Below are 26,136 nucleotides of genomic sequence, written 5' to 3'. Positions count from 1 at the left end.
GGAGACGATGATGATTGAATGGATTATCCGGCGGTCAGTCGCCAACCGTTTCCTGGTCATGATGGGGGCGCTCTTCCTCAGCGTCTGGGGGACATGGACCATCATCAACACCCCGGTCGATGCCTTGCCCGATCTGTCTGACGTTCAGGTGATTATCAAAACCAGCTATCCCGGCCAGGCTCCGCAGATTGTTGAAAACCAGGTCACCTATCCACTCACCACCACCATGCTGTCGGTTCCCGGCGCAAAGACCGTGCGCGGTTTTTCGCAGTTTGGTGATTCGTATGTCTATGTCATTTTTGAAGACGGTACCGATTTGTACTGGGCCCGTTCGCGCGTGCTGGAGTATCTGAACCAGGTTCAGGGCAAACTGCCTGCCGGTGTGAGCTCAGAGATCGGTCCTGATGCCACCGGCGTGGGCTGGATATTTGAGTATGCGCTGGTGGATCGCAGCGGAAAACACGATCTCGCCGAGTTACGCTCGTTGCAGGACTGGTTCCTGAAATTTGAACTGAAAACGATCCCGAATGTGGCTGAAGTGGCCTCCGTCGGCGGCGTGGTGAAGCAGTATCAGATCCAGGTCAATCCGTTAAAACTGGCTCAGTACGGCATTAGTCTGCCGGAGGTTAAGCAGGCCCTTGAGTCGTCTAACCAGGAGGCAGGGGGATCGTCAGTTGAAATGGCGGAAGCGGAGTATATGGTCCGGGCCAGCGGCTATCTGCAGACGATGGACGATTTCAATAACATTGTCCTGAAAACCGGCGATAACGGGATACCGATTTACCTTCGTGATGTTGCCCGCGTACAAACGGGGCCGGAAATGCGGCGCGGTATTGCCGAGCTGAACGGGCAGGGTGAAGTGGCGGGCGGCGTGGTGATCCTGCGTTCGGGTAAAAACGCGCGCGAGGTCATTACGGCGGTGAAAGATAAGCTGGAGACGCTGAAGGCCAGCCTGCCGGAAGGTGTTGAGATTGTGACTACCTACGATCGCAGCCAGCTCATCGATCGGGCAATCGACAACCTGAGTTCCAAGCTGCTCGAAGAGTTTATCGTGGTGGCCATCGTCTGCGCCCTGTTCCTGTGGCACGTTCGCTCGGCGCTGGTGGCGATTATCTCTCTGCCGCTTGGCCTGTGTATTGCCTTTATCGTCATGCATTTCCAGGGACTGAACGCCAATATCATGTCGCTGGGAGGCATTGCCATTGCCGTCGGCGCGATGGTGGATGCCGCTATCGTCATGATTGAAAACGCGCACAAACGGCTGGAAGAGTGGGATCACCTGCATCCGGGAGAGCAGATTGATAACGCCACGCGCTGGAAGGTGATCACCAACGCCTCTGTCGAGGTTGGCCCCGCGCTGTTTATCAGCCTGCTGATTATCACCTTATCCTTCATTCCTATCTTTACCCTTGAGGGTCAGGAAGGGCGGCTGTTTGGTCCGCTGGCCTTCACAAAAACGTACTCCATGGCGGGCGCGGCCGCGCTGGCCATCATTGTTATCCCCATCCTGATGGGATTCTGGATCCGGGGTAAAATCCCCGCAGAGACCAGTAACCCATTGAACAGGCTACTGATTAAAGCCTATCATCCTCTACTGATTCGTGTGCTCCACTGGCCTAAAACAACGCTGCTGGCTGCGGCCTTATCCATCTTCACGGTGATCTGGCCCCTGAGCCAGGTGGGCGGCGAGTTCTTGCCAAAGATAAATGAAGGTGACCTGCTGTATATGCCGTCAACATTGCCGGGCGTCTCTCCGGCTGAAGCTGCCGCGCTGTTACAGACCACGGACAAACTCATCAAAACCGTGCCTGAAGTGGCCTCGGTGTTTGGCAAAACCGGCAAGGCCGAAACGGCAACGGATTCCGCGCCGCTCGAAATGGTGGAAACCACCATTCAGCTCAAGCCTGAGGATCAGTGGCGGCCCGGCATGACGATTGACAAGATCGTTGACGAGCTAGACAAGACCGTTCGTTTGCCTGGCCTGGCGAACCTCTGGGTTCCGCCCATTCGTAACCGGATAGACATGCTTTCGACCGGGATCAAAAGCCCCATCGGTATCAAAGTGTCAGGTACCGTTCTGTCGGATATTGACGCCACGGCGCAGAGCATTGAGGCGGTAGCCAAAACGGTGCCGGGCGTGGTGTCTGCCCTGGCTGAACGTCTGGAGGGCGGGCGCTACATTGATGTCGATATCAACCGGGAAAAAGCCTCCCGCTACGGGATGACGGTGGGTGATGTGCAGCTCTTTGTCTCCTCGGCCATCGGCGGGGCGACGGTGGGTGAAACGGTGGAAGGCGTCGCCCGATACCCGATTAATATTCGCTATCCTCAGGATTACCGGAACAGCCCGAGCGCGTTGAAGCAGATGCCTGTCCTCACGCCGATGAAACAGCAGATCACGCTGGGCGATGTGGCGGATATCAACGTGGGTTCCGGCCCCACGATGCTAAAAACGGAGAATGCCCGACCTGCGAGCTGGATTTATATCGATGCCCGCGGCAGGGATATGGTGTCGGTGGTGAACGACATTAAAACGGCTATCAGTCAGAACGTAAAGCTGAGACCGGGTACCAGCGTCTCATTCTCCGGACAGTTTGAACTGCTCGAACACGCCAACAAGAAACTGAAGCTGATGGTGCCGATGACGGTGATGATCATCTTCATTCTGCTGTATCTGGCGTTCCGTCGCGTGGATGAAGCGTTGCTGATCCTGATGAGCTTGCCGTTCGCCCTGGTCGGAGGAATATGGTTCCTCTACTGGCAGGGCTTCCATATGTCTGTGGCAACCGGCACCGGTTTTATCGCTCTGGCCGGGGTAGCGGCAGAATTTGGGGTGGTCATGCTGATGTATTTGCGTCATGCCATTGAAGCACACCCGGCGTTATCCCATCGGGAAACGTTCACCGAACAGGGGCTAGATGGCGCTCTTTATCATGGCGCGGTGCTGCGCGTGCGGCCAAAGGCGATGACCGTCGCGGTGATTATTGCCGGTCTGCTGCCCATTCTGTGGGGTACCGGTGCCGGGTCAGAAGTCATGAGCCGGATAGCGGCGCCCATGATTGGCGGGATGATCACGGCTCCGCTGCTATCGCTGTTTATTATTCCTGCGGCATATAAGTTAATTTGGTTGCGCAGGCATAAAAAGCCATAAAAAAACCCGCCAGCGATGGCGGGTTTTTTACGGGATGAACGCTTAGCGCGCTGTTTTAGCACGCGTCTGGCTGAGAAGCTTGCGGCAGGCACGATTATGCAGAGTAAACAGCAGCATCTTATAGAAGGCGGTGGAAAGGATACAGCTGCCGCTAAGCAGTAGCATGACGATACTCACTAGCGCCGCGGTCAGACTGACGCCCGGAGCAGCGCTACCGCTCAGCGCGACCAGCAGATAGGCTGCCGTTAATACCAGGCTTATCACCGCCAGCGTAAGGTGTAACCTCACGGCGCGCATGCTGCCTTTGCCAATCATAAACATCGTCACGCCGTTAAGCCCAGCGAACAGAAGGGCGATCAGGACAACCCAGACGAATACGTGTCCCGCTGGCTGGTCGAGTTCGGCGAGTACGCCATACCCCAGCCACAGCTGCGGAATGGCGAAACTGACAATCACCCCGAGGGTACTGATTGCCGCGGGAATCCCCATGGTGTGTAGGCCTACAGGTTTGCCCATTTTTTCAGCCAACTGAGTCTTTAGCTGTTGCAGCTGTGTCGGGGAGGCATTGCTTATGCTGGTAGCCACCTCGTTACAGTGTTGCAGGTGACGGGATAAATTTCTAATTATTTGAATAATCAACGTTTTGTATCTCTCATTCCTTGAGTGCCGGAATAGGGTAGGGAATAAGCTCATAGAGTGACAGAAATGTCACCCGCCAGTCATGCGATAAACAGTAGCCGGTTTTTATAATTCATTATAAAGAAGGCCTCCAACTGTTGGGCGCTTTAACTTCGGAGATACCGTTATGAAAAAGACCCTTTTATCTGTTATTGCCCTCCTGGCGGTTTCTGCATCCAGCTGGGCGGCAGAGACAAACAGCAACAAACAGGCAGCACTGCCCCATGACATGATGCAAAGCAACACATCGGATTCGAGCCAGAGCATGGCGGAAATGCATAAGGAGATGATCAAAACCCGTCCATGCGGTACTAACGAAACAGCGACGTCGTTTTCCGCGATGAATGAACACGAGAAAGCGGCGATTGCACACGAGACGGCGAATAACGGTCAGTCTTCGGTCAGCCATCAGCAGCAGGCGCAACAACATCGTCGCCAGATGACAGAGAATTAATCCGCTGCTTAGCCTCTCGAGGCCGTAAACCCTCCATCGATCCTGCTGAAGTGTACCGTCTGCATGTGGTCGCGAAAATGGGCGGCACGGCAATTTGAAAACCCGCAGGTGACTTTGCGGGTTTTTTATTTCAGCCGAAAAAAGGCCTACAAATCAAAATTTAAAATATTTATACAATTAAGCTTTGATTAATAAATAAACTAACCATTAACAATTGCTTAATTGTTAATTTAAAACAAAAGCGATTTTTCTTTGCCTTTTTCTGGGGGAGGGGGTGTTTATTCTGATAATAATTAATCACTTGAGGTATTGCCCTGGATTAAGATGAAAAAACCATCATTGATACTTTACTTATGTTATAAAGTGGCACATTACACCATGTAACCCATGGTGCAGTAAAATGAAATTCCGTATTATTAAAGTCAGTTGCGGGAAGTGATTGCACCACTCATATTTAAGAACGTTCTGATTGCCAGTTATTGCACTGGCTAAAATATAAAATATATCACAAGCAGCTTCTGCCAGATTGAAGCTGGTGGTTTTTTCTTTACAAATATGTATGAAAATAAATGGATTCCAGAAACCATTTCAAAATAGATGGGGCGAACTCCGAAAAGCCAAATGAGTAGGATGACTAATATCGAGGCAATATCATGTCGAATCAAGAGACTATTGTTGGTGGCTGGACGGCTTATCATACGTTGACCGAAAAAGATTGGCAGGTATTTAAAGAAGCCATGGCGGGATTTGTTGGTGTAACGTATGAGCCGCAGGCCGTCTCAACGCAGTTAGTGGCCGGGACAAATTATCGCTTCAAGTGCCTTGCTTCAATTCCGCCTGCTTTAGTGGTGTGGGAGTCTATTGTTGAAATCTTCCAGCCTTTGCAGGGGGCTCCGCATATTGTCGGGATCACCCGAATCTGAACTTTCAATCAATACTGTGTCAATGCGTGATTTAGGAAAACATTCCAGGCTTTGACGGTCTTTTCGTAAATAAGTGCTTTTTATTAACTTGGCTTTGCTTTAATCCACTTATTGAAAGAAGTCGTGAGCTTAAAACACGATTTCCTTGGTATGAAATGACCTGATTAGCCACGGTCAATATGTTTTATATTTAACTGAGTTCTAAGAGTTCACTGCGATCTTAGTAACAGAAAGGGTATTTAATAATGCTAAATCATATTCTACAGGCCGGCACTAATCCGTCGATTAACAGTAATAACATGAAAGCGAGTGCTGATGCCTCAACCACGGCAGCTGTGATTATTCAAAACTATGTCGGCACCATTTTAACACAGGCCGATCTCTCTCTGCCTGATATATTACCCGATCTACCGGAACATCAGGCAAAGGCCAGAGACCATGCCACATCCTGGCGTGATGTCATACAGCCGCAAATGATCTCAACCAATACGGATATTGTGAGCTTCTCTAACAATTTTGATTCCTATTATGATCCTTTGGTTAAGCTGGCGGTAAAAATACAGCAAAACCCTTCGGACACAGCATCAATTAATACTTTTAAACTGGGTGTTCAGCAACTTCAGGCGTTGGTCGCTCAAAAACAAACCGCTACGCATACCGTGGTTAATTCAGTGGGGGGGTTCCAGACCACGCTTGCCGAAGATGCCCGCAATTTCGCCAGTGATTTTTCGACGGCAGAGGCGGCATTAGCCGGTAAAGACGGGCAAATTGCCGCACTGGGGAAACAAATCGACGCTATTAATTCCGCCATGAGTAAAGACTTGACTATGATTGCAGCGGGTTCAACCGCCGCAGTGGTAGGGGGATTAATGATTGCCGTGGGGGCACTGGCGGAAATTGCGACCGCAGGCGTCAGTACCGCACTGATTGTCGGTGGATTGGTGGTCGTTGGAGCCGGTGCTGGTGTTGCCATTGCCGGGGGAGTTGACTATGCCAAGCAAACCAGTGCGCTCAGCACGGCCATTACGACCAGAACAAAACTACAACAACAGTATTCTGCCACCAAAAACGTGAATACGATTGTTCAGAACCTTTCAGGCCAGGCATCCGCTGCGGTTCAGGCCGCGGGTTCTTTACTGGCAGGTTGGCAGACGCTAGAACAGGACTTTATTGTCTTCCAGTCGGCGCTGACCAGCGCGACCCCCGATTTAGGTTATTTCCTGATCGCGCAACTCAATGCGGCGAAAGCGGACTGGGATGACGTTGGCAATCATGCCCGTAAACTCCTGGATTATGGTTCTTTACCTGTCAGCAACGCTTCGGTTACCAGCAGTGGAATCCTGTTACCTAATCCAACGGCGACGTTTGCACGGCTGGCTGCTGCATAGCGTTCATCAATCATCAATCAGGCCCGTGAGGGTCTGATTGTTTTAACAGAAAAACCGGACGCATCGTTTCACGATGATGCCAATAAAAGACCCATGTCTAAGGTTCAGAGTATGCCAGCATTAAAAGTCAGCTTTACTCAGGCATTAGCGGCTCAACAAAATGTGCGTCAACAGATGAAGCAGGTCGCACAACAATTAGAACAGCTTCCGCCCATTAACGATCCGCAGATCTCCGACCTGAATGAAAATATTGTCTCCGTCCACAATCATGCGAATTATTATCTGTCTGACATTGTGGTGAAAATGGATTCGTTGTATTCCGACGTTATCAGGTTTGGAGACGCGCTGGATTCTACGGTTGCTAACATCCGTTCTGAATTAAATGGTCCTGACGGACAGGAATATCTCGCAAAAGCTCAGGGGCAGATTAAGCAATTACTCTCCGACAGCACGCCGCTATCCGCCTCTCTGAATAATTTCAATGAAGTTGTTATTTCCTTTAATAATGACATTACGTCGGACTCAAGGAACTTACTAGCCGATCAGCAAAAGGCGCAACAGTTATTAGCTGCCGATCGGGCAAGATTAGAGGCTCTTAACGCTCAGCTGAATGCGCTGAATGCTGAGCTTGAAAGTAAAAAGAGGATGGAAATTATCATCGGCATTTTTACTCTTGGGATTGGCGCCGCCATTATGGAATTAACAGGCTATGTGCAAAGCACAGAGCGGGCGATTGGCCAGGCGCAACAGGAAAAGGAGAGGCTTTATCAGGAAATAGGACAGCTCGGCGCCACCAGTGATGCACTGAACGCATTGACCAAAGGAACCGCTATTTTGTGTGGCCTGACACAATCTCTTCAATATGGTTGGCAAACCGTGACGGCCGAGCTGTCGGAGGTCACCCAACAACAGGTGACTGCGGATTTTCTTATCGTCTCGGTTAATACCGTGCAGGCGAACTGGCAGGAAGTGATGCGCACCGTTGAGCAATTGCAGTAAGGCAAAAACCAATTAACGACTTTGAGGTTTTCATTATGATCATGCAAGCCATTGCAGCTGTGAAAAATGATACTGAATCATCATCAACCAATACCTTAATGACAGGTATTCAGGGCATTGGTGCTTCATCGATTGCTCAACAGACTTATGCGAGCACTGTATTATGTCAACCCAACATTCATTTAGATATTTTACCTGATCTTCCTGCACAGCAGGCTATTGCGCGCGATCAGGCGCAGGAATGGTTGTCCTCGATTAATCCGGCGGCCATTTCTTCTCTGGTGAATGTGCGTAATTTTTCGAATCAGGTGGGGGCTTATGTCGATGCACTTCTTCCGGCGGCACAAAAATATGACATGGGGGATAAAAGCCAACTTCCTTATATCCAGCAGGGCATCCAGCAGCTGCTTTTTCTTGCTCAGAAAAACGTCACTTCCACGGGGGTGTTTGTCGATAACGTCCAGGTTTATGTGAATGGGATCAACAGCAGTCAGAGCACATTTAAAGAGGCTAAAGAAACCGTGCAGACGCAAATTACCGGTGATAAAGGGGAAATATCGGCACTTCGGCAGAAGCTAAACGATCTGAATAAACAGATGGATGCAGATATTGTGCAGATTTCGGCGGGAGCGGTGAGCGACATTATAGGGATCGGCATGATTGTCATTGCGGCCACAACAATTATCGAAACCGGTGGGGCAACGCAAACGCTTCTGGCTGCAGGTATTACCCTGGTCGCGGGCGGAACGCTGGCGATGACCATAAGCTCTGCCGATATCGTCAAAGCGCAAAAAGAGTACAGCACAACGTTGACCAATCTCGTCGGGCTTGAATTGGAAGTGGCTGTTTTTGACACGGTTTATAACCAGTTGACGGCCAGTGAAAGACTTTCTCAGTCTGCCATTGATGCCGCTAAGCTGCTGGTCAACGGATGGCAGACCGTTGCTGATAGCTACCAGCAAACGCTGGCCGACCTGCAGCAGAGTTCAAAAGGGTATCTGGCACTGAGGCTGAGCGCGATGAAACGCCAGTGGCAACAGCTAGGCGAGCAGGCGGGAAGCGTGATGCAGTTAGGGCCGCTGCCTTTTAATACTGTTCCCGCAAATGAACTGAAGTCGAGTGCATGAAAGGCGAAGATTAATATTTGGCTGCTGCTGCCCGGCAACCGCCGGGCAGAGAGGCTTTTAGAACAGGTATAGCGTCAGCGCTGTTGGCTGAAGGTGAGTGGTACAAAACAGCGTAAGTTAACAATAAACATGATTTAACATAATATACATTATGCGCACTCATATGAAATCACGGAAAATCTGGCGTTTTGCGGACATCGTTGGCCTGGCTTCTGAAAGCGTCTTCGCCGGCTATCTCACAACGCGTCCAGCGCATGCCGGCTTAACGGTGTTATTCTTCCCAGGTTTACTTACCGTTTTTCCCTGTTGATATAAGCCTGTAAACCCTCTGCAAGAAAATCAAACACCGTTTTACAGGCCTGGCTGTGGCGTAAATCTTCATGCATCACCAGCCAGGTGTCGAGATGAAATGCAAAGAAATCAGGCATTATCCTCTGTAACGGCGGAGAAAAATCGGCCAGATGCACCTGGCACATACCGATACCTGCTCCGGCACGTATGAGGTTTAATTGTGCAATATCGCTGTCGGTTCGCACGGTAAACAGCTCGCGGTTTAGCTGTGGGTACTGTTTAAGTGCTTGTAAAATAAAGGGCGTCATATTATCGAAACCCACAAGCGTATGGGTGAATAACGCATCAATACTTTCCGGTGCTCCATGTCGTGACACATAGGCTGGCGCGGCATGCAGACCTATTTCAATCCTGCCCATCCGACGAGCAATCAGTTGCTCCTGCACCGGTGTGGTCATGCGTACAGCAATATCCGCTTCCCGGTTCAGTAAATCCTGAACGCGGTTAGACAGAACCAGTTCAACGGTTATTTGCGGGTATGCCTCCTTTATTTGTGCGATCACTGGAGGCAGAACCTCAGTGCCGATGATTTCACTTGCGGCAACGCGCACCACGCCTCGTAATCCGGCTGCGCCGGAGCTGAAGCTGGCAGCCGACCGCTCAATCATCATGGCCGTATTTTCCATCGCTTGTGCATGGCCCTTCAGCTCGACGGCTGCGTCCGTAGCCTGCAATCCTGTTTGTGAACGTGTAAATAAAACAAGGCCGAGGGCTGATTCCAGTGCTGCAATATGACGTCCGGCGGTTGGCTGGGTAATGGCAAGCCTGCGTGCGGCCCCTGACAGAGACCCTTCCCTCATCACGGCCAAAAATGTGCGATACCATTCCCACGGGATATTTAGCTTCATACAAAAATGCATACCTGCTGGCTTATATTATGCAATTACATTTAGCCCGTGCGGTCATTAAGATGTCAAGCAGATATCCAATAAGGGTCAGATGATGAAAAGCACAAATAAGGTACTAATACTGGGCGCAACGGGTGGGATCGGTGGCGAAATAGCCCGTAAATTGATCCGGGACGAATGGGATGTGCGTGCATTGCGCCGCTGCACTCCGCAAAATGCCGATCGCAACAATAGCATTTCGTGGATAAGCGGAGATGCGCTGAATGCTGAACAGGTTGAGGCGGCGGCGTCAGAATGCAGCGTGATTGTCCATGCCGTTAACCCGCCGGGTTATCGAAACTGGGAACAGCTCGTTTTGCCCATGCTGCATAACACCATCAGCGCAGCGGAGAAAAACGGTGCATTAATCGTTCTGCCGGGCACGATTTATAACTACGGTCCGGATGCTTTTCCCCTCTTACGCGAGGATTCCCCTCAGAATCCGGTTACCCGAAAAGGCGCCATACGCGTGCAAATGGAGCAGGAACTCGCAGCCTATGCACAGCGTGGCGGAAAGGTGCTGATTTTGCGGGCTGGAGACTTTTTTGGTCCCCATGCTGGCAACAACTGGTTTTCACAGGGACTGGTCAAACCGGGGCATCCACCGCGGGTCATTAAAAACCCCGGCAAAACCGGCGCAGACCACCAGTGGGCTTATCTGCCGGATGTCGCCGAAACGCTCGCAGCACTGTTGGCGCGTCGGGATGCGCTCGAACCGTTTGCCAGTTTCCATATGCGCGGGCATTGGGATCCTGATGGGACAGCGATGACCGCCGCCATAAAGCTCGTCGTGGAGCGTGCCGGTATAAAGGCGAAAGTGAAATCGTTTCCCTGGTGGCTTATCTCTGCGATGAGTCCCTTTAACGCTACGCTGCATGAAATGCGGGAGATGCGCTATCTTTGGGAGCAGACAATAGAGATGGATAATTCAAAACTGATTGCCTTTTTAGGACATGAACCGCAGACCCCTCTTAATGAGGCCGTACATTCCACATTAGTTGGTTTGGGCTGTATTTAACATAACCTGCTGTTTAGAAAGAGTTGAAAGATGTCTGATATACTTAAGCTTTTGAAAAACGCAGCCCTAATCAAATGGAAATTGAATTAAATAAAAGTGTTAAAGAGAGAATCTTCCATGCTGTCATTTTTGAGGTGACGGCCAACGTTATTATCGCCCTGTCACTTGCCTGGCTGATGAATGTGTCTGTACTTCAGTCAGGCACGTTGTCCGTCATATCCGCACTTACCGCAACGGTCTGGAATTTTATTTTTAATAAGCTCTTTGATTCCCTGCAGAAAAAATACCAGTTTGAAAGAACATTTCTCATTCGTGCGATCCATGCGGTAGGTTTTGAAGCGGGACTCATCATAACCTTAATGCCTGTCGCGATGATTATGCTGAATCTTACAATGACTGAGGCATTTTTTGTTGAGATTGGTCTTGTACTGTTTTTCCTGCCATACACGATGCTGTTTAACTGGCTTTACGACTATCTGCGCTGGACGTTTGTTGGACGTAAACGGTCTGTTATGTAGCGAGATATCAGTCACATTGACACGCCTTTGATCATCTTCGACTCCACTCACCTCCTATACTCTTCATTTCTCTATCTCTTTTCAGGAGTCGATAATGTTTGATCATGTGAAATTCGGCGTCAGCGATTATGAAAAAAGTAAAACCTTCTTCCTCGAGGCGCTTCGCCCGCTTGGTGTAGAACTCATCGATGAAGGCACGCCGGAGTATGGTGTAGAAATGAGTTCCGGCGATGTTTCACTTTGCCTTTTCCATACAAATGACAAACCCGCGCCTCTGCATCTGGCGTTTGTGGCCAATACGCGTCAGCAGGTTGATGATTTTTACCATGCTGCACTGCGCGCCGGCGGACGTGATAACGGCGGGCCGGGGTTGAGGTCATACGGTGAAAATTACTATGCCGCGTTTGTCATCTCGCCTGATGGTCATAATATCGAGGCGGTGTGCCATGCGCCGCAAAGTCTGTAGCGTCAGATGTCATTAAATATCTGTCATGCGTCTATTTGCACGCTTATGCACGAAAGTGCTTCATTAAGCCACATTAATCCCGTAAGGTATGGGCTGTAATCGTGCAACTTCATGCAATAACACTGACAGAGGTATTTATGACACAACAGTTGATTCTAATTGCCGGCCCCTACCGCAGCGGAACCGACGGCGTTCAGGCGCGCATTGATGAGAATCTGGCGCGTCTCGAAAGCGCAGCATTAGCCGTTTACCAGCGTGGTCACATTCCGATCATAGGTGAATGGCTTGCTTTGCCGTTGGCAAAGGCCGCGGGCTCGAAAACCGTTGGTGATGAAATCAGCGAAGCGATGCTCTACCCCGTTGCTCACCGGCTCATAGCTAAATGCGATGCAATTTATCGTATCGCCGGTGCATCTAAAGGTGCCGATATGGACATTGAGGTCGCCAGAAAATACGGCCTCAGGGTTTATACCGCGCTTGAGGACATTCCTGAGGCTTAAGGAAAACCGACAGCCAGGCTATGCTCTCAGGCTGGCTGTCAGACAGTATCACGATCTGAGGTTAACACGACGGATACCCCCTTTTCTGATACTGCGCGGATCCAGTCCTTAGCGGTATTGTCTTCCACGACGATGGTATTCACCGATGACACATCACCAATCACAAACGAAGACGCTGTGTTGATCTTTTCCGGAGAAGCCAGAACAACAGTCTCCGCGGCTCTGCCGGAAAATGCACGTTTGATGCACGCCTCTTCGAAATCACCGGTCGTTAATCCAGCTTCAGGATGGATCCCGGTCACGCCCATAAAGAACAGGTCTGCATGAATATTTTCGATGCCTTCGATGGCCGCAGCGCCGACCGCAACGATAGAGTGTTTATACAAGCGACCGCCGATCAGAATCACCTCAATGGACGGATGATCGACAAGCCCCAGGGCAATGCTCGGGCTGTGCGTCACCACAGTGATACGAAGCTCGGGAGGGAGAAACGTAATCAGCTCCGACGTTGTCGTACCACCATCGACGATCACCACCTGGCCTGATGAAATCAGCTGCGCGCCTTTGCGGGCCACTCTTTTTTTCGCATCCATTTTCACGGATTGCCGTTCAGCAAACGGAGCAATTGCGGAAGATGACGGCAGCGCGCCACCGTGAACCCGCTGCAAGCGCCCTTCTGCCGCCAGCTCGCGCAGATCGCGCCGGATGGTGTCTTCAGAGACGTCAAAGAGAATGCTGAGCGCTTTTGACTGGACCTGACCTTCGGCGCCGAGCTTTTCGAGGATCAATTGTTTTCGTTGACTGGTGAGCATCATGAATTCCTGAAATTGCATGTTTTATCTTGTAAATGCACGATAATGCTGTTTATGATAATTACTCTACGTAAGGAGGAACAAACGTGCAATCGAAACGTGCAGATGTGCGCATCATTAACAGTGAAACACTGTCAGATAACTGGTACGTCCTTAAAAAATATACCTTCGACCTGCAGCGACGTGATGGCGAATGGCAGCGGCAGCAGCGGGAAGTCTATGACCGTGGCAACGGCGCGACGATTTTGCTCTACAACCGTGATAAAAAGACGGTGATCCTGACTCGCCAGTTCCGCTTCCCCGTCTTTATCAACGGCCATGAGGACAATCTCATTGAAGCCGCTGCAGGGTTGCTGGACAACATGGATCCCGAGAGCCGCATCAAAGCAGAAGCGGAAGAAGAGACCGGATTTCACGTTTCACGCGTGCAGAAAATTTTCGAAGCCTATATGAGCCCGGGCTCCGTTACGGAAAAGCTCTATTTTTACCTTGCCGAGTACCAGCCGAGAGACAGAACCGGCGCTGGCGGTGGGATCAAGGCGGAAGGAGAAGATATCGACGTGCTGGAAATGACGCTTGAAGAGGCATTACGCGGCATTGAGACGGGAAAAATCGTCGACGGGAAAACCATCATGCTGCTTTATCATGTGGCCCTTAAAGGTATTCTTTAACCTACTGGTTTGAATCCTGATTTGAAGGCGCATGAGTTGGTGCGCTTGTCCGTTACGCGGATGGAATGCGGGAAACCTCCTAAATTTTGCAGCCTACTATATTTAGTGAACGATTTCGAAATTCGATAAAATCATAAACATTTCCCTGAGTCATCTGCATTTACCATTCAAAAATGCCAAACGTTCACAAGGCTGCCTGCAGAGGTAGCCTGTCTTATCTGTTGATTGGATTAAAATGCGACTCGCTACAGATAACGAAGCATATTATACTTGCTCCTCCACTCGAACAGGAGGCAGCAACTCACGTGAAGGATACATATTACAACGACATAACGATCAATACGCTAATTCAGAGTGAGCTGGACGCGTTTTTTGAGGACTTCAAAGGGATCGTCTTTGCCTACGCTATTATGAACAAGAAAGATCCTTCACAGATGAGGATACTCAATAACAGTCCTGAGTGGTTTAATATCTACCTTGAAAGAAAATATCAGTTCATTGACCCTGTCATTATTCGGGCTTTGCGCTGTGTTGAAGACTTTTTCTGGGAAAGCGATGTCGTCCTGTCGGATGGTTATAACCTGACACGCATTTTCGACGAAAGCGTTCAGTATGATATATACCAGGGGCAGACTTTTCCTCTACATGACTATCTGAATAATCTTGTTGTCTTATCCGTCATCAGTCCTAAGCATTCTGGTATTGACATAGAGAAATATCGGCCGCAATTTCTACGCTTCCTTGTTCAGTTACATCAGAAGACACTCAATCTGTATAGTCAGCATCAGCAGAAAAAGAATGTGTTCTTGTCGCCACGTGAGCGACAAATCCTCAAATGGGTCAGCGCCGGAAAAACCTATGCAGAAATTTCTGTTATTTTATCTATTGCTGAACGCACCGTTAAATTCCATATGGGCAATATAATGAAAAAACTCGGTGTGAATAATGCCAGACATGCAATAAAGCTTGGAACAGAACTCCGGTTACTGGACGACTGACCCTCAGACACTGGTTATAGATAGCGTAAATGCCCGAGCATTTCGCGAAGCCAGTGGCTGGATTTGTCTTTACTAATAATATCTTCAATAACGCGGGTGCTGGCAGGCATATAAATATAGTAAATAACCTCCCCTTTTTCAGAAACACCGCGCTGAATAACTTCAACTTTCCAGTTCGCATGGCGAAATATGGCATACATACCGCGACTGGCTACTGCGTACATTCCGTGGTATTTATTCTTTATGCAATAAATATTCATTGCAAGAAACAATGCTTTACTGGCGGGCACGCCCTGCAAACTTGCAGAGTCTCGTGTTTCTTTATCTAAAAATAAACGACTCACTTCACAGCAGGGAACATCGGCTGGAAAAACAATGGGATTATCGAAATAATTATGAAAGATTTCGCTTATCATTGTCGGCTGCGTTGAGTTAATAAATCGCGCGCCGCATAACAGCTGTCCATCATACATACCCAGTAAGTATGTCGTGTTATGGGAATCAAATTGATCCTTTTCCATCCCTTCGACGCATTCCACTTTCCAGTCGAGTCGGTCCCGAAAGGTTTTTCTTCTGAGTCGGTAGAGTTCGTGCGCTAGTGCTGGAGGTAAATCATCGTAGTCGTGTAAAAAAAATTCAATGACAGAAATCATGCTCTTGTTCCTGATAATAACACCTGAAACTATCATCACCTGTCTTTTAGGACAGCTTTCATTGTGCCGCATATTCCCTATACTTAAAAAGTACCTGACCACGAAGTTCTCGCAAAACTAAGCGGTCAGGAGGTCAAAGACCTACGAAACACCAGGGATATACCCATCGATGATTATCTAATATTTAAAGTTTCGGGTACAGAGCATAAGAAGCACTTTGCCGATAAAATAATAAAAAACAATAATCATAAAGTAATTACAATAAAAACATTGCCCCTTAATCTTTTAAGGGGTAATATTTCCGATTGCTTATTTTTCCCACCTTCCCCTTCATTTTACAGAATCTGCTGACTTCATCTGCCCAAAACCATCGTCGGTACCGCTTTACAGGCATCTGCCTGTGCTATTCTTGCTGAATCATGTAAGACGGAGAATTGATGATGGCCGACTGGAACCCTTCTCTTTACCTGCAATTTGGCGCAGAAAGAACGCGTCCAGCAGCCGAGTTGCTCGCCAGAATTCCTCTTGATGAAGCCGCTACTATCGCCGATCTGGGCTGCGGTCCAGGTAACAGCACGGCGCTGTTAAAGCATCGCTGGCCTTCTGCGCACATCACCGGGGTCGATAACTCCCCTGCCATGCTCGGGGAAGCACGCGCTGCCTTACCTGACTGCCACTTTGTTGAGGCCGATATCCGTCAGTACAACCCTGGCCAGCCGCTGAGCCTGATTTATGCTAACGCGTCGCTGCAATGGGTTCCGGACCATTACGATCTCCTGCCTCATCTTGTCTCCCTGCTTAAGTTAAATGGCGTGCTGGCGATCCAGATGCCCGATAACTGGCTGGAACCCACCCATGTGGCGATGCGTGAAGTGGCGCTGGAGCAAGACTACCCGGACCGTGGCCGCGAACCTCTGCCGGGTATACATGCTTATTACGATATTCTGTCGGAGGCTGGCTGTGACGTGGATATCTGGCGAACGACCTATTATCACAAAATGAGCTCTCATCAGGCCATTATTGACTGGGTAAGCGCCACCGGCCTGCGCCCCTGGCTCCAGGAACTGAACGAGAGCGAGCAGAAACGTTTCCTGAAACGCTACCATGAACTGCTGGAAGAGCAGTATCCGCTCCAGGAAAACGGGCAGATACTACTGGCTTTTCCTCGGTTGTTTATCGTGGCTCAACGCCAGCCCTGATCCGATTATAGGCGGGCTTCTTTGAGCAACTGCTGGATAACCTTTTCCTGCTGCGCATAATCACCCTCGCCAAAGGCGGTATAGCGCAGCTGCCCTTTGGCATCAAAGTAGTAATGCGCTGGCCAGTACTGGTTGCCGAACGCATTCCAGATTTGATAGTTGTTATCCGTCACAACCCGATACGGCAACTGCCATTTCGTTACTGCCTTTTGTACCGACGAAAGCGGTTTTTCCCAGGGGTATTCTGGGGTGTGAACCCCAATCACCACCAGGCCCTGCGACTGATACTTCGTGGCCCAGTCTCGCACATGCGGGAGCGTGTGCTGGCAGTTAACGCAATCCCACGTCCAGAAATCAATCAGAACAACCTTCCCTCGTAATGCTTCAGACGTGACAGGGTCACCGTTAATCCACCCTGTTCCACCGCTTAACGAAGGCAGCTGGCTGCTGGGCTCAGCGATCGCCACCGGCTGGAGCTTCACCGGCGCGGTTGGGGGTTTTGCCAGATTTAAGAGCGCGGTCTCAAGACGGTCTGCGACGCCGTTAGCCCCTTTCAGCAGCGAGGTCATCCCCGTCGCGTTCAGGACGACTGCCGCTAACATTGCAACTCCTGCCCCCTGACGGAGCTTCGCCATCAGCGCAGACTTTGCCCTTAACGGTGTCATCAGCGTGCGGCTGCCGATAACGAGCAGGCCCAGCATCAGCGCGCATCCGCTGCCATAGGCAGCGAGCAGTGCGCCCGTGGCGATGGCCGAGTGGCCCGCGATATTAATGCTGAAAATAGCGCCCAGGATGGGGCCCGCGCAGGGAGACCAGAGTAGCCCGACCGCAAGCCCGGCCAGAAAAGCCGATGTCATTCCGCGCGTTTGCCCGCTTCGGGTGTTGAGAACATTTCCCGCGCTGACGGCCGGTCCCGCGATACGCTGGGCGAAAGACGGGAAAATTAAGGCCAGCGCGGCGGTGGCCAGAATGACGATGGCGATCCAGCGCCCAACAATGGTTGCCGCTGTTATCCACTCGCTGGCGACGGTGATGACCATCGCCACCAGGGTGAACATCACGACCATCCCGGCGAGCAGGGCCAGAATATGGCGTCGTTGCCCCTGGAAACCGGCGAACAGGAGTGGAATAACCGGGAGCGTACATGGGCTGAGCAGGCTTATCATCCCGCCCAGAAAAGCGATTACCAGAAACATAATGACCTCACATTACACGTCCTGCGACACTGCAGTGAGGCTATTTCATCGTGCGGATATGTTCAGGATATGTGTAAAAACGCTGGTTTTGTCTGGCTCTGTATCCCCACGCCGGGAGATACAGAGCGGTACAATTAACGGCGCGGTAGCGTAATGGCGACATCCAGTCCCCCCCCGGCTCGGTTCGCCAGTTTGAGTTTTCCTTCCAGCTGTGCGGCCAGCTGCGCGGCAATCGCCAGGCCGAGTCCTGTCCCGCCGGTATCGCGGTTACGCGAGGTTTCAACACGATAAAATGGTTGCAGAACCGCCTCCAGCTCGGCTTCGGGTATTCCCGGTCCGTCGTCCACAATGTGAATCACCACCTCTTCGGCAGACGAATCATCAATGGCAATGACGGCACAGTCGCCGAACTTCAGGGCATTATCCAGCAGATTAGTCATTACTCTACGAAGCGCCTGCGGACGCGTGACGATCGGCAAACGGACTTCGTTTGCCTGAAACTGCACGTTTTTACCAATGTCCTGATAATCGCTGGCGATGCTGTTGACCCAGGCGTTCAATTCCAACTTCAGCGACGTCTCTTCCAGTGATTCTGATGACCGGGCATACGCAATACCCTCCCGCACCAGACGCGACATGTTATCAAGGTCGTTTAAGAGCTTGTCCCGCAGTTCAGGCTGCTCCGTCATTTCTACACGAAGCTTCATGCGGGTAATGGGCGTCTGGAGATCGTGAGAAATAGAGGCCAGGATCTGTGCGCGCTCCCTGAGATAAGACTGAATGCGCGCCTGCATGGCGTTGAAGGCATGGGCTGCGCGCTGCAGCTCCAGCGGCCCTTTCTCCGTCATTGGCGTGCTGGCCGCCGGATCAAGTGAATCCACCGCGCGGGTAAATTGTGAAAAAGGCCGAACCACCTGCCGCACGGCGATCCACGAGCAGGCCGCCAGGAGCAGCAGCTGCAGGATGAGCACAACGGGTAACCAGCTGGCGACGGGGGGCATGCGCGGGATGAGGTCAATGGTCAGCGGCGAGCCATCGCGTAACGTGAGATGCGCCTGGATATGTGAAATGGCGCCGGGAACGGCGGTGAAGCTGACAGGATATTGTGCCGCGAGCGTCGCTTTTAAGGTTCGGATAGCATCCTGCGAACGCTTATCCGTCGGCGCTGCGCCGGGTTCCCCTGTGCCCAGAATATAGCGATAGTTACCCCGTTCAAGCCGCGGCAGCCAGGCGGCGCGTTCGCTGGCCGGTAAGCGGTCTAAAATGGCGACGCTGGTTGCGACGTCGTTTTCCAGATTACCGAGCATCACCGTGCGGGCGCTGTGCATGCGTTCAATCATGACCAGCGTCAGGCTCAGGGCGTTAGCCAGCAGCAAACCGGGCAGCACGACGATCAGCAAACGGGCCAGCAGCGAGCGTGGCCAGAGCGTCATTCGTTAACCTCTTTGATGGTCACCGGCATCGTAAAGACATAGCCTTCGCTGCGCACGGTTTTGATATAGACGGGCGTGCGGGCATCTTCATTCAGGCGCTGACGGACCCGGCTAACCAGCAGGTCGACAGAACGTTCAAACATCTCGGCGTCACGCCCCTGCGTCAGATTGAGCAATTGGTCACGGGTCAGCACGCGCTGCGGATGGTCCAGGAAAACGCGCAGCAGACGATACTCCGCCCCGCTGAGCGCCACAATCACCCCTTCCGGGTCGATTAAGTGGCGGGCGACGGTATCGAGCTGCCATTGACCAAACATCACCAGCCGCCCTGCTTCTGTCACCTGTAGATTGGGCGGCATCGTGCGAAAACGCCGTAAAATCGCCTTAATGCGTGCCAGAAGCTCACGGGCGACAAACGGCTTCACCACGTAGTCATCCGCGCCCATCTCCAGGCCCAGGATCCTGTCCGTTTCCTCATTGCGCGCCGTCAGCATCAGGATGGGCAGATCTTTGTGTTTGCCGCTGCGTAGCTGCCGGCATAGCGTGAGACCGTCATCGCCGGGCATCATGACGTCCAGCACCACCAGGTCGATATGCTGTTTATCCAGTACGCTACGCATCTCTTTGCCGTTGGCCGCGCCCGTCGCGCGATAGCCAGACTTACCGAGATAATCGACAATCAGTTCACGAATATCCCTGTCGTCATCGACGACAAGGATGTGGTCAATATGTTCCACCGAACTCTCCAGACCGAAGGGTAACGTACTGAAAATAGCACATTTCACAGCTTATCCGCGTCGATAACTGCCTTGACGAAATCCTGCGGATCTTCCTGAGGCGGGTTGTGCCCCACGGTTGAGCCGAAGGTGCGGTGCTCATATTTGCCGGTAAATTTAGCTGCATAGGCCTGCGGTGCCGGATGCGGCGCGCCGTTGTTGCCGCCTTCGATGGTGATCGTTGGTACGGTGATATTCGGCAGCGTAGCCAGTTTTTGCTCGTAGCGGTCGTATTTGCGCTCGCCTTTTTCCAGCCCTAAACGCCAGCGATAATTACTGAGCGTCACCGCGACGTGGTCCGGGTTATCGAGTGATTTGGCGCTGGCGTTAAAGACCGCATCGCTAAATTTCCAGTCAGGTGAGGCCTGAGACCAGATTAAACGGGCGAAGTCATGCGTGTTTTTGGCATAGCCTTCAGCACCGCGCGCGGTAGAGAAATAGAACTGATACCACCACTGCTGCTCCGCTTTTGGCGGCAGCGGCTGTTTGCCAATCTGCTGGCTGCTGATGAGATACCCGCTCACTGAAACGAGTGACTTCACGCGCTCGGGCCACAGCGCCGCAACGATATCCGCCGTCCGGGCGCCCCAGTCATATCCTGCAAACACCGCCTGCCGGATATTCAGGGCATCCATCAGGTTGACGATGTCTTTCGCCATCGCCGAAGGCTGGCCGTTGCGCGGCGTTTTTGCTGAAAGGAAGCGCGTGGTGCCGTAACCGCGCAGAGACGGCACAATGACCCGGTACCCTTTTGCCGCCAGTGCGGGTGCAACCTCGGCATAGCTGTGAATATCGTACGGCCAGCCGTGCAGTAAAATAACCGGCTGACCGTCTTTCGGGCCAATGTCGACATAGCCGACATTCAGATCGCCGGCATTGATTTGCTGGGGATGGTCAAATGCTGCGGCGACGTTTGTGCCGGTGACTTCGGCCTGACAGGACATCACGGTGCCAAGTGAAACGGTCAGTGCAAGAGTTGAGTACGCGAGTTTGCTAAACATGTTGGTATCTCCGGTTGAGTACAATTCACGGGGATATAACAACACTGCAATGTATAGCGGATATGTGCGAAAGCGGGTTTATTGCAAGCCTGTGTATGTATCCGGGACGCTGATACAGTGTGATACAAACACAGGCGTTGTCGCCTTAAAGGGAGAGTCGGTAGCGGACGTAATCGTCAGCTTCGCCATATTTGTCATAGAGTTTACGCGCCGGGTTGTTCTCCCGGGTGACCCAGTACAGTTTCGACCACCCTTCGCGCTTGCCTTCCTCAATCAGAGCATCAATAAGCGCCTTACCTGCACCCGCTCCGCGTTCGTCGGCATCAACAAACAGATCTTCCAGGTAGCAGACGGGAGCCGTTGACCAGGTTCCTTCATGCAGAATGCACATCGCGAAACCGATGACCTTTTCGTCCTTCTCTACCACCCGGCAGAACATCTGGGAATGCGCTGATAGCGCCCTTTCCCACGTCGCTGCGGTGACGGATTCCTCGAGGTAGCAATCATAAAAATGGGTGTAACCATCCCACAGCGGTCGCCATTGGGAATAGTCGTCTGCGCGTAGAGGTCTTACCGTGACAGCCATGTGTTCCTCACATTACAAATTGATCGCCATTTCGAAACAGCGTAAATCGACACCCGCCATACGCGAGTGATGATAGCTTTCGCTCAGCGTAACAAACCCCTGCTTCTGATAAAACGACTGGGCGTTAGGCGTCGCATCGAGCGTCAGACGGGTTATCCCCCGGCTGCGGGCTTCCTGTTTGAGCGCCTCAATAATCCGGGTTGCCATGCCTTTTCCGGAGGCTGCAGGCAAGGTGAAAATCGCCTCCAGGCAATGGGTATCCAGATCGAGATAGCCGGTTGCCGCAACATCGCCCTTTTCATCTTCCACCACATAAAAAGGGTATTCAATGATCATCTTCCGAAAGCGTTCGGGCATGAGATCTGGCGTCCAGCGCGCAATGACCTCTGCGTCGTAACTGGTTTTACAGCCGTGACGAATCGCCTGATTGCGAATATTCCAGAGCGTTTCGGCTTCCTGTGGCCTGGCTTTTCGTAATGTCATAACCTCCTCCTTTAACGGCTTTTTAGCCGCATTTCCCGTGCCGACCTGGCAAGACGCTGAGTACGACAATAGAGCGTAAACAGCACAAAGCCGCTGCTGTTCATCACCACCCGACAAAGTAATAGCGCGAATGATGCGATGACCAGCGGCCAAAGACCTCCGTCATGCGAAAGCAGGAAATGTAAAACCTGAACGAGGGTCGTTATCAGCAGGATGATGAACAACGCCATAAAGCCCGACAATCCCGACGTCTTACCACGTGCCAGGAGTACGCTTGTCACAATGAGCGCGCCTGTCATCGTCGATGATGGTAAGAAAAAGCTCAATGCATGATGCAAAGGTGACAAACCCTGCAACGTGCTGAGAAAAGGCAGAAGGTTTAACGCAAACGCCACTAAAAACAGAGGTAACAGCATAGCTACCGGATAAGGATTTTGACGCGGAAGCTCGCTGAGTGGACGCGAAAAATACCGTTCCAGCTCGGGCGTGGAATGATTCAAGAGATGGATATCACGATGAGCAATAGCCTCCTCTATCTCTTTGCCATGCTGCAGGAGATCCTGGAAAACCCGTCCGGTTAAAAGAGACAAAAAGCTCATCAAAATTTCGCCATTAAAGAAATGATGCCCATTTCTGGTAGGGAATGAACCCAGCACGCCTCAACTAAATGTGATAGAGATGAAAATACCAGAACGCAAACAAAAGCATAACGCCTAAAAAGGGAGATCTGCGGATGACTATACCGACGCTCATGACAGAACGCTTACTGCTAAAACCGCTGGTTGCCGAAGATGCGGCTCAGATACAAAAGCTTTATCCGCGCTGGGAGATTGTCCGCTATATGGTCTCTTCCGTGCCCTGGCCCTACCCGGATAACGGCGCGGAAAACTATGTCAATAACGTGGCGCTGCCGGATGTGGCGAAAGGGATTGCCTGGTTCTGGAGCATCCGACGACGTGAGGTGCCGGATGAATTGATGGGCATTATTTGCCTGTACGACGTCGAGGATAACAACCGCGGGTTCTGGCTCGCGCCGGAGTTTCAGGGCCAGGGATACATGCGCGAGGCCAGCATTGCCGCGACGGATTACTGGTTCAATACGCTAAACAAACCTGTATTACGCGCCCCGAAAGCCGCTGCCAACAGCCGCTCCCGGCGTATTTCGGACAGTAGCGGCATGCGGCTTATCAGGACGGAGAAGAAAGCCTACGTTAGCGGGATGCTGGACTCCGAGCTGTGGGAGATCACCCGCGACGAGTGGAACGCCCGTCAGGTGAGCTGATAGTGCTTATCCGGCATCAGCCTTTCCGGAATGTTCTCTTCATCGTTCATCTGCAGCAGATCGCGTTCCATCATGTTGCAGATGGCGTCCAGCGGCAGATCGTTATTCTCAGTGCCGAACGGGTCTTCCAGCTCTTCCGCCAGGGTGTCCAGCGAGATAAAGGTGTATGAGATCAGCGCTGAGACAAAGGGCGTCATGTAGTGCAGGTCCACGACCAGCGCGAACGGCAGCATGATGCAGAACAGATACACCGTGCGGTGCAAAATCAGCGTATAGGCAAACGGTACCGGCGTGGTCGCAATGCGTTCACAGCCGGACAGGACGATGGACATATCGTTCAGACGATTGTTCAGGCTGTGAAACAGAATGTCTGAGAGTTGCCCGTTACGCCGCCGTACGGCCAGCCACTCCCCCATGATCAGTAAAATACGATTCGCCGGTGAGTTGGCTTTCATCACCTGACGTAAATCATCCGGAGCAAGATAGCGAGAGAGTTGCTCGGCGTTCAGCTCCCGGCGCAGGGTCATGCGCAGGCAGTTAGCAAAAGCAATCTGCAGACGGACAAATTCGCCCAGATGCTTATCGTCAGGCAAGGTGTTTTTTACCTCGCGAAACAGCGAGCGCGCCGCTATCATCAACTGCCCCCAGAGCAGGCGAGCCTCAACGTAGCGTGAATAACAGGCGTTGTTTCTGAAACCGAGAAAGATTGCGATCGCCACGCCGAGTATGCTGAATGGCGCCACGGTAAATTTGATGCCCAGTGAGGTATACCACGGCAGCATCAGGATAACGGCAATAGAAAGCAGGAAGTTGAGCAGCAGTCGGGTATAGATCTTAGGCAGTACCGAACCGTGCCAGACAAAAATCAGTTGTAGCCAGTGCTGTTTAGGACGAACGATCATAGTGAGTTTCAGGAAAGAAAAGAGCGAGGCTATTAAACGTGATCCCCGTCACCGTTGCAAGTTTGTTAACGGGACATTGCATTTTCTCCCCTGATTAGCGAAATTTGCACAGTGCTGCATGTGTTTTTTAAAAACAAAGCACATAGTATGTTGTAACTAAAATGAAGTATGTTTAAACCCGGCCGCAGCCGGGTGAACGTTAGCAAAGCGGTTTAACCGCAGCGCGCATTCCCTTCAGCAGAATGGCATCAAGGTCCAGCGTGACCTGGTCGACAAGACCGCTTACCTGCGTCAAGTCCTGTTCCCAGTGTTCGCGTGCGCTGAGCACCGACTGCACCAGCTCACGGGTGCTCAACTGCCGATCGCGGTGCTGCGCCCAGAGCTGCTGATAACGTTCCAGCCAGCATGCATCATCCTGCACCGGATAGCTCTCCCCGTTACGCTCTGCGCGGTAGAACGCGATTAACGCGGCTAAGGCAAACGTCAGACGTGCCGGTAATTGCCCTGTTGCCTTCTGCCCTGCCAGTAGCTGTGGCAGGATGCGGGTGCGGTATTTGGTCATGCCGTTGAGCGCAATGGAAAGCAACTGGTGTCGGATATAGGGATTGCGAAAACGCCCTGTTACCGCACTGGCGAAAGATTCCAGCTCGTTACGCGGCAAATCGAGGACCGGAATGATCTCCTGATAAATTGCTTTTTCGACGAACGCGCAGATCTCCGCATCATTCATCGCCTCGCCCACCGTATCCAGCCCGGCCTGGAAGGCGACCGGCACCAGCGCCGTATGCGCCCCGTTCAGAATGGCAACCTTGCGTTCTTTGTAGGGCCTGATGTCGTCGACAATCAGTACATTTAACGGGTACTTATCCAGACGGAGTTCCTGAGCAAGGGATGCCGGCCCCTGGATAACGAACAGATAGAAATGTTCAGCCGTGTCAAGGAACCCATCGTGATAACCCAGCTCAGCTTCAAGTACAGCCGCTTCGTCGCGCGGGTAACCGGTCACGATACGGTCAACCAGCGTCGAGCAGAAGCTGTTTGCGTCGTTTAGCCACCGGATAAAGGCCGCAGGCAGCGCCCACTCCTGGGCATAGCGCAGGACGAGTTCACGCTGTGCATCACCGTTGTAGTCAATCAGTTCGCACGGAATGATGATCCAGCCTTTATCCGTTGCACCGTTGAAATGGTTAAAGCGCTCAAACAGCAGTCGCGTCAGCTTTGCCGGGTAGCTCGCAGCAGGGGCATCGTCGAATCTGTCACCCGCGTGGTAGCTAATACCCGCTTCGGTGGTGTTCGAGAAAACAAAGCGCATATCCGGGTTGTGTGCCAGTTTCAGAAAGGCGTCATAGTCGGCGTAGACGCTGATTTCACGGTTAACCGAGCGGATAAGACGGCTCTCACTCACCGCTTCACCCTGCTCGTTCAGGCCGCGAATGATAGTGGTATACAAACCATCCTGAGTGCTCAGCGACGGCGGGAAGTCACTCTGAATAGGACGGACGATAACCACACCGGCATTAAGATCGGTATGTTCATTTAACAGGTCAATTTGCCAGTCGACGAACGCACGCAGGAAATTGCCTTCACCAAACTGAATGATGCGTTCTGGGTATTGAGCACCGGGAAAATCACGACGGTTGAGCGTGTTCACAAGGGGGTTCCTTTTATGATTAGTCATACAGCC

Annotated in this window: 27 protein-coding genes and 1 pseudogene; 15 read left to right on the top strand and 13 right to left on the bottom strand. The window is 51.7% G+C overall.

Annotated features, from left to right (window positions below):
• The first annotated feature begins 10 nt into the window (after positions 1-10).
• Positions 11-3,151: a Cu(+)/Ag(+) efflux RND transporter permease subunit SilA gene (gene silA, locus OTG14_RS07450; protein WP_267215205.1), complete on the top strand. Its 3,141-nt coding sequence runs from the start codon at positions 11-13 to the stop codon at positions 3,149-3,151.
• A 42-nt stretch (positions 3,152-3,193) separates the two neighbouring features.
• Here the strand turns inward: silA and OTG14_RS07445 are convergent, their stop codons facing one another.
• Positions 3,194-3,778, bottom strand: a complete 585-nt coding sequence (locus OTG14_RS07445; protein WP_267215204.1) for a hypothetical protein — start codon at positions 3,776-3,778, stop codon at positions 3,194-3,196.
• A 178-nt stretch (positions 3,779-3,956) separates the two neighbouring features.
• Between OTG14_RS07445 and OTG14_RS07440 the strand changes: the two genes are divergently transcribed.
• The 6 genes and pseudogenes from OTG14_RS07440 (at position 3,957) to OTG14_RS07415 (ending at position 8,720) form a co-directional block, all read left to right on the top strand.
• A complete protein-coding gene (locus OTG14_RS07440) occupies positions 3,957-4,283 on the top strand; it encodes a Silver-binding protein (RefSeq protein ID WP_248164608.1) in 327 nt (108 codons plus the stop codon).
• A 17-nt stretch (positions 4,284-4,300) separates the two neighbouring features.
• A pseudogene (locus OTG14_RS07435) lies at positions 4,301-4,378 on the top strand (recombinase family protein); the annotation flags it as partial.
• A 558-nt stretch (positions 4,379-4,936) separates the two neighbouring features.
• Positions 4,937-5,206, top strand: a complete 270-nt coding sequence (locus tag OTG14_RS07430; RefSeq protein WP_024908520.1) for a hypothetical protein — start codon at positions 4,937-4,939, stop codon at positions 5,204-5,206.
• Positions 5,207-5,451: 245 nt separating this feature from the next.
• Complete coding sequence (locus tag OTG14_RS07425) at positions 5,452-6,594, top strand: HBL/NHE enterotoxin family protein (RefSeq protein ID WP_267214828.1); 1,143 nt, start codon at positions 5,452-5,454, stop codon at positions 6,592-6,594.
• 111 nt (positions 6,595-6,705) lie between these two features.
• Positions 6,706-7,593 (top strand): HBL/NHE enterotoxin family protein, encoded by an 888-nt coding sequence (locus tag OTG14_RS07420; protein ID WP_267214827.1) that lies wholly within the window; start codon positions 6,706-6,708, stop codon positions 7,591-7,593.
• 35 nt (positions 7,594-7,628) lie between these two features.
• Positions 7,629-8,720 (top strand): HBL/NHE enterotoxin family protein, encoded by a 1,092-nt coding sequence (locus OTG14_RS07415; protein ID WP_024908517.1) that lies wholly within the window; start codon positions 7,629-7,631, stop codon positions 8,718-8,720.
• Between the two features lie 290 nt (positions 8,721-9,010).
• On the opposite strand, the gene OTG14_RS07410 is transcribed toward OTG14_RS07415, so the two are convergent.
• Entirely contained in the window at positions 9,011-9,919 is a 909-nt protein-coding gene (locus OTG14_RS07410; RefSeq protein WP_148769184.1) for a LysR family transcriptional regulator, read from the bottom strand.
• Positions 9,920-10,013: 94 nt separating this feature from the next.
• On the opposite strand from OTG14_RS07410, the gene OTG14_RS07405 reads away from it, so the two are divergent.
• The 4 genes from OTG14_RS07405 to OTG14_RS07390 all read left to right on the top strand — a co-directional run bounded on the left by OTG14_RS07405 (position 10,014) and on the right by OTG14_RS07390 (position 12,460).
• Positions 10,014-10,976 (top strand): NAD-dependent epimerase/dehydratase family protein, encoded by a 963-nt coding sequence (locus tag OTG14_RS07405; RefSeq protein WP_267215203.1) that lies wholly within the window; start codon positions 10,014-10,016, stop codon positions 10,974-10,976.
• A gap of 74 nt (positions 10,977-11,050) precedes the next feature.
• The gene (locus OTG14_RS07400; protein WP_024908486.1) at positions 11,051-11,494 is read left to right on the top strand and encodes a PACE efflux transporter; all 444 of its coding nucleotides are present in this window, start codon (positions 11,051-11,053) and stop codon (positions 11,492-11,494) included.
• A gap of 94 nt (positions 11,495-11,588) precedes the next feature.
• On the top strand, positions 11,589-11,960 hold the full coding sequence (locus tag OTG14_RS07395) for a VOC family protein (protein WP_024908485.1): 372 nt from the start codon (positions 11,589-11,591) through the stop codon (positions 11,958-11,960).
• Positions 11,961-12,097: 137 nt separating this feature from the next.
• Entirely contained in the window at positions 12,098-12,460 is a 363-nt protein-coding gene (locus tag OTG14_RS07390) for a TIR domain-containing protein (RefSeq protein ID WP_024908484.1), read from the top strand.
• A 38-nt stretch (positions 12,461-12,498) separates the two neighbouring features.
• Here OTG14_RS07390 and OTG14_RS07385 read toward each other — a convergent pair whose 3' ends face one another.
• On the bottom strand, positions 12,499-13,272 hold the full coding sequence (locus tag OTG14_RS07385) for a DeoR/GlpR family DNA-binding transcription regulator (RefSeq protein WP_267215202.1): 774 nt from the start codon (positions 13,270-13,272) through the stop codon (positions 12,499-12,501).
• Positions 13,273-13,358: 86 nt separating this feature from the next.
• Between OTG14_RS07385 and OTG14_RS07380 the strand changes: the two genes are divergently transcribed.
• Positions 13,359-13,943 (top strand): NUDIX hydrolase, encoded by a 585-nt coding sequence (locus OTG14_RS07380; protein WP_024908482.1) that lies wholly within the window; start codon positions 13,359-13,361, stop codon positions 13,941-13,943.
• Between the two features lie 305 nt (positions 13,944-14,248).
• Positions 14,249-14,941: a helix-turn-helix transcriptional regulator gene (locus tag OTG14_RS07375; RefSeq protein ID WP_024908481.1), complete on the top strand. Its 693-nt coding sequence runs from the start codon at positions 14,249-14,251 to the stop codon at positions 14,939-14,941.
• A gap of 14 nt (positions 14,942-14,955) precedes the next feature.
• Here OTG14_RS07375 and OTG14_RS07370 read toward each other — a convergent pair whose 3' ends face one another.
• Complete coding sequence (locus tag OTG14_RS07370; RefSeq protein ID WP_048991632.1) at positions 14,956-15,594, bottom strand: acyl-homoserine-lactone synthase; 639 nt, start codon at positions 15,592-15,594, stop codon at positions 14,956-14,958.
• Between the two features lie 440 nt (positions 15,595-16,034).
• Here OTG14_RS07370 and tam point away from each other — a divergent pair, with 440 nt between their 5' ends.
• The gene (tam, locus tag OTG14_RS07365; RefSeq protein ID WP_267215201.1) at positions 16,035-16,793 is read left to right on the top strand and encodes a trans-aconitate 2-methyltransferase; all 759 of its coding nucleotides are present in this window, start codon (positions 16,035-16,037) and stop codon (positions 16,791-16,793) included.
• 5 nt (positions 16,794-16,798) lie between these two features.
• On the opposite strand, the gene OTG14_RS07360 is transcribed toward tam, so the two are convergent.
• The 7 genes from OTG14_RS07360 to OTG14_RS07330 all read right to left on the bottom strand — a co-directional run bounded on the left by OTG14_RS07360 (position 16,799) and on the right by OTG14_RS07330 (position 22,867).
• Positions 16,799-17,989: a cytochrome c biogenesis protein/redoxin gene (locus OTG14_RS07360; RefSeq protein ID WP_267214826.1), complete on the bottom strand. Its 1,191-nt coding sequence runs from the start codon at positions 17,987-17,989 to the stop codon at positions 16,799-16,801.
• A 134-nt stretch (positions 17,990-18,123) separates the two neighbouring features.
• Complete coding sequence (locus OTG14_RS07355) at positions 18,124-19,422, bottom strand: ATP-binding protein (RefSeq protein WP_267214825.1); 1,299 nt, start codon at positions 19,420-19,422, stop codon at positions 18,124-18,126.
• Complete coding sequence (locus OTG14_RS07350) at positions 19,419-20,159, bottom strand: response regulator (protein WP_267215200.1); 741 nt, start codon at positions 20,157-20,159, stop codon at positions 19,419-19,421. Before OTG14_RS07350 ends, OTG14_RS07355 begins: the two co-directional genes overlap by 4 nt.
• 44 nt (positions 20,160-20,203) lie before the next feature.
• Entirely contained in the window at positions 20,204-21,199 is a 996-nt protein-coding gene (locus OTG14_RS07345) for an alpha/beta fold hydrolase (RefSeq protein ID WP_048991635.1), read from the bottom strand.
• Between the two features lie 145 nt (positions 21,200-21,344).
• Positions 21,345-21,785, bottom strand: coding sequence for a GNAT family N-acetyltransferase (locus OTG14_RS07340; protein ID WP_267214824.1), 441 nt, complete (start codon positions 21,783-21,785; stop codon positions 21,345-21,347).
• A gap of 12 nt (positions 21,786-21,797) precedes the next feature.
• The gene (locus OTG14_RS07335; protein ID WP_148769176.1) at positions 21,798-22,268 is read right to left on the bottom strand and encodes a GNAT family N-acetyltransferase; all 471 of its coding nucleotides are present in this window, start codon (positions 22,266-22,268) and stop codon (positions 21,798-21,800) included.
• 11 nt (positions 22,269-22,279) lie between these two features.
• Complete coding sequence (locus OTG14_RS07330; RefSeq protein WP_267214823.1) at positions 22,280-22,867, bottom strand: hypothetical protein; 588 nt, start codon at positions 22,865-22,867, stop codon at positions 22,280-22,282.
• A gap of 134 nt (positions 22,868-23,001) precedes the next feature.
• Between OTG14_RS07330 and OTG14_RS07325 the strand changes: the two genes are divergently transcribed.
• Positions 23,002-23,550: a GNAT family N-acetyltransferase gene (locus OTG14_RS07325; RefSeq protein WP_048991639.1), complete on the top strand. Its 549-nt coding sequence runs from the start codon at positions 23,002-23,004 to the stop codon at positions 23,548-23,550.
• Here OTG14_RS07325 and OTG14_RS07320 read toward each other — a convergent pair.
• Positions 23,538-24,452, bottom strand: a complete 915-nt coding sequence (locus OTG14_RS07320; protein ID WP_048991640.1) for a bestrophin family protein — start codon at positions 24,450-24,452, stop codon at positions 23,538-23,540. The two genes, OTG14_RS07325 and OTG14_RS07320, sit on opposite strands and share 13 nt — an antisense overlap.
• 199 nt (positions 24,453-24,651) lie before the next feature.
• On the bottom strand, positions 24,652-26,103 hold the full coding sequence (locus OTG14_RS07315; RefSeq protein WP_267214822.1) for a tagaturonate reductase: 1,452 nt from the start codon (positions 26,101-26,103) through the stop codon (positions 24,652-24,654).
• Between the last annotated feature and the right edge of the window lie 33 nt (positions 26,104-26,136).

The organism is Enterobacter pseudoroggenkampii, assembly GCF_026420145.1.
Classification (GTDB): domain Bacteria; phylum Pseudomonadota; class Gammaproteobacteria; order Enterobacterales; family Enterobacteriaceae; genus Enterobacter; species Enterobacter pseudoroggenkampii.
The sequence above is the reverse complement of the archived record's forward strand: the minus strand, read 5'-3'. Positions and strand labels throughout refer to the sequence as shown.

Coding starts and splice junctions, on each gene's coding strand:
- silA (WP_267215205.1), top strand. CDS start 11: ATGATTGAATGGATTATCCGGCGGTCAGTCGCCAACCGTTTCCTGGTC.
- OTG14_RS07440 (WP_248164608.1), top strand. CDS start 3,957: ATGAAAAAGACCCTTTTATCTGTTATTGCCCTCCTGGCGGTTTCTGCA.
- OTG14_RS07430 (WP_024908520.1), top strand. CDS start 4,937: ATGTCGAATCAAGAGACTATTGTTGGTGGCTGGACGGCTTATCATACG.
- OTG14_RS07425 (WP_267214828.1), top strand. CDS start 5,452: ATGCTAAATCATATTCTACAGGCCGGCACTAATCCGTCGATTAACAGT.
- OTG14_RS07420 (WP_267214827.1), top strand. CDS start 6,706: ATGCCAGCATTAAAAGTCAGCTTTACTCAGGCATTAGCGGCTCAACAA.
- OTG14_RS07415 (WP_024908517.1), top strand. CDS start 7,629: ATGATCATGCAAGCCATTGCAGCTGTGAAAAATGATACTGAATCATCA.
- OTG14_RS07410 (WP_148769184.1), bottom strand. CDS start 9,919: ATGAAGCTAAATATCCCGTGGGAATGGTATCGCACATTTTTGGCCGTG.
- OTG14_RS07405 (WP_267215203.1), top strand. CDS start 10,014: ATGAAAAGCACAAATAAGGTACTAATACTGGGCGCAACGGGTGGGATC.
- OTG14_RS07400 (WP_024908486.1), top strand. CDS start 11,051: ATGGAAATTGAATTAAATAAAAGTGTTAAAGAGAGAATCTTCCATGCT.
- OTG14_RS07395 (WP_024908485.1), top strand. CDS start 11,589: ATGTTTGATCATGTGAAATTCGGCGTCAGCGATTATGAAAAAAGTAAA.
- OTG14_RS07390 (WP_024908484.1), top strand. CDS start 12,098: ATGACACAACAGTTGATTCTAATTGCCGGCCCCTACCGCAGCGGAACC.
- OTG14_RS07385 (WP_267215202.1), bottom strand. CDS start 13,272: ATGCTCACCAGTCAACGAAAACAATTGATCCTCGAAAAGCTCGGCGCC.
- OTG14_RS07370 (WP_048991632.1), bottom strand. CDS start 15,594: ATGATTTCTGTCATTGAATTTTTTTTACACGACTACGATGATTTACCT.
- tam (WP_267215201.1), top strand. CDS start 16,035: ATGGCCGACTGGAACCCTTCTCTTTACCTGCAATTTGGCGCAGAAAGA.
- OTG14_RS07360 (WP_267214826.1), bottom strand. CDS start 17,989: ATGTTTCTGGTAATCGCTTTTCTGGGCGGGATGATAAGCCTGCTCAGC.
- OTG14_RS07355 (WP_267214825.1), bottom strand. CDS start 19,422: ATGACGCTCTGGCCACGCTCGCTGCTGGCCCGTTTGCTGATCGTCGTG.
- OTG14_RS07345 (WP_048991635.1), bottom strand. CDS start 21,199: ATGTTTAGCAAACTCGCGTACTCAACTCTTGCACTGACCGTTTCACTT.
- OTG14_RS07340 (WP_267214824.1), bottom strand. CDS start 21,785: ATGGCTGTCACGGTAAGACCTCTACGCGCAGACGACTATTCCCAATGG.
- OTG14_RS07335 (WP_148769176.1), bottom strand. CDS start 22,268: ATGACATTACGAAAAGCCAGGCCACAGGAAGCCGAAACGCTCTGGAAT.
- OTG14_RS07330 (WP_267214823.1), bottom strand. CDS start 22,867: ATGAGCTTTTTGTCTCTTTTAACCGGACGGGTTTTCCAGGATCTCCTG.
- OTG14_RS07325 (WP_048991639.1), top strand. CDS start 23,002: ATGACTATACCGACGCTCATGACAGAACGCTTACTGCTAAAACCGCTG.
- OTG14_RS07320 (WP_048991640.1), bottom strand. CDS start 24,452: ATGATCGTTCGTCCTAAACAGCACTGGCTACAACTGATTTTTGTCTGG.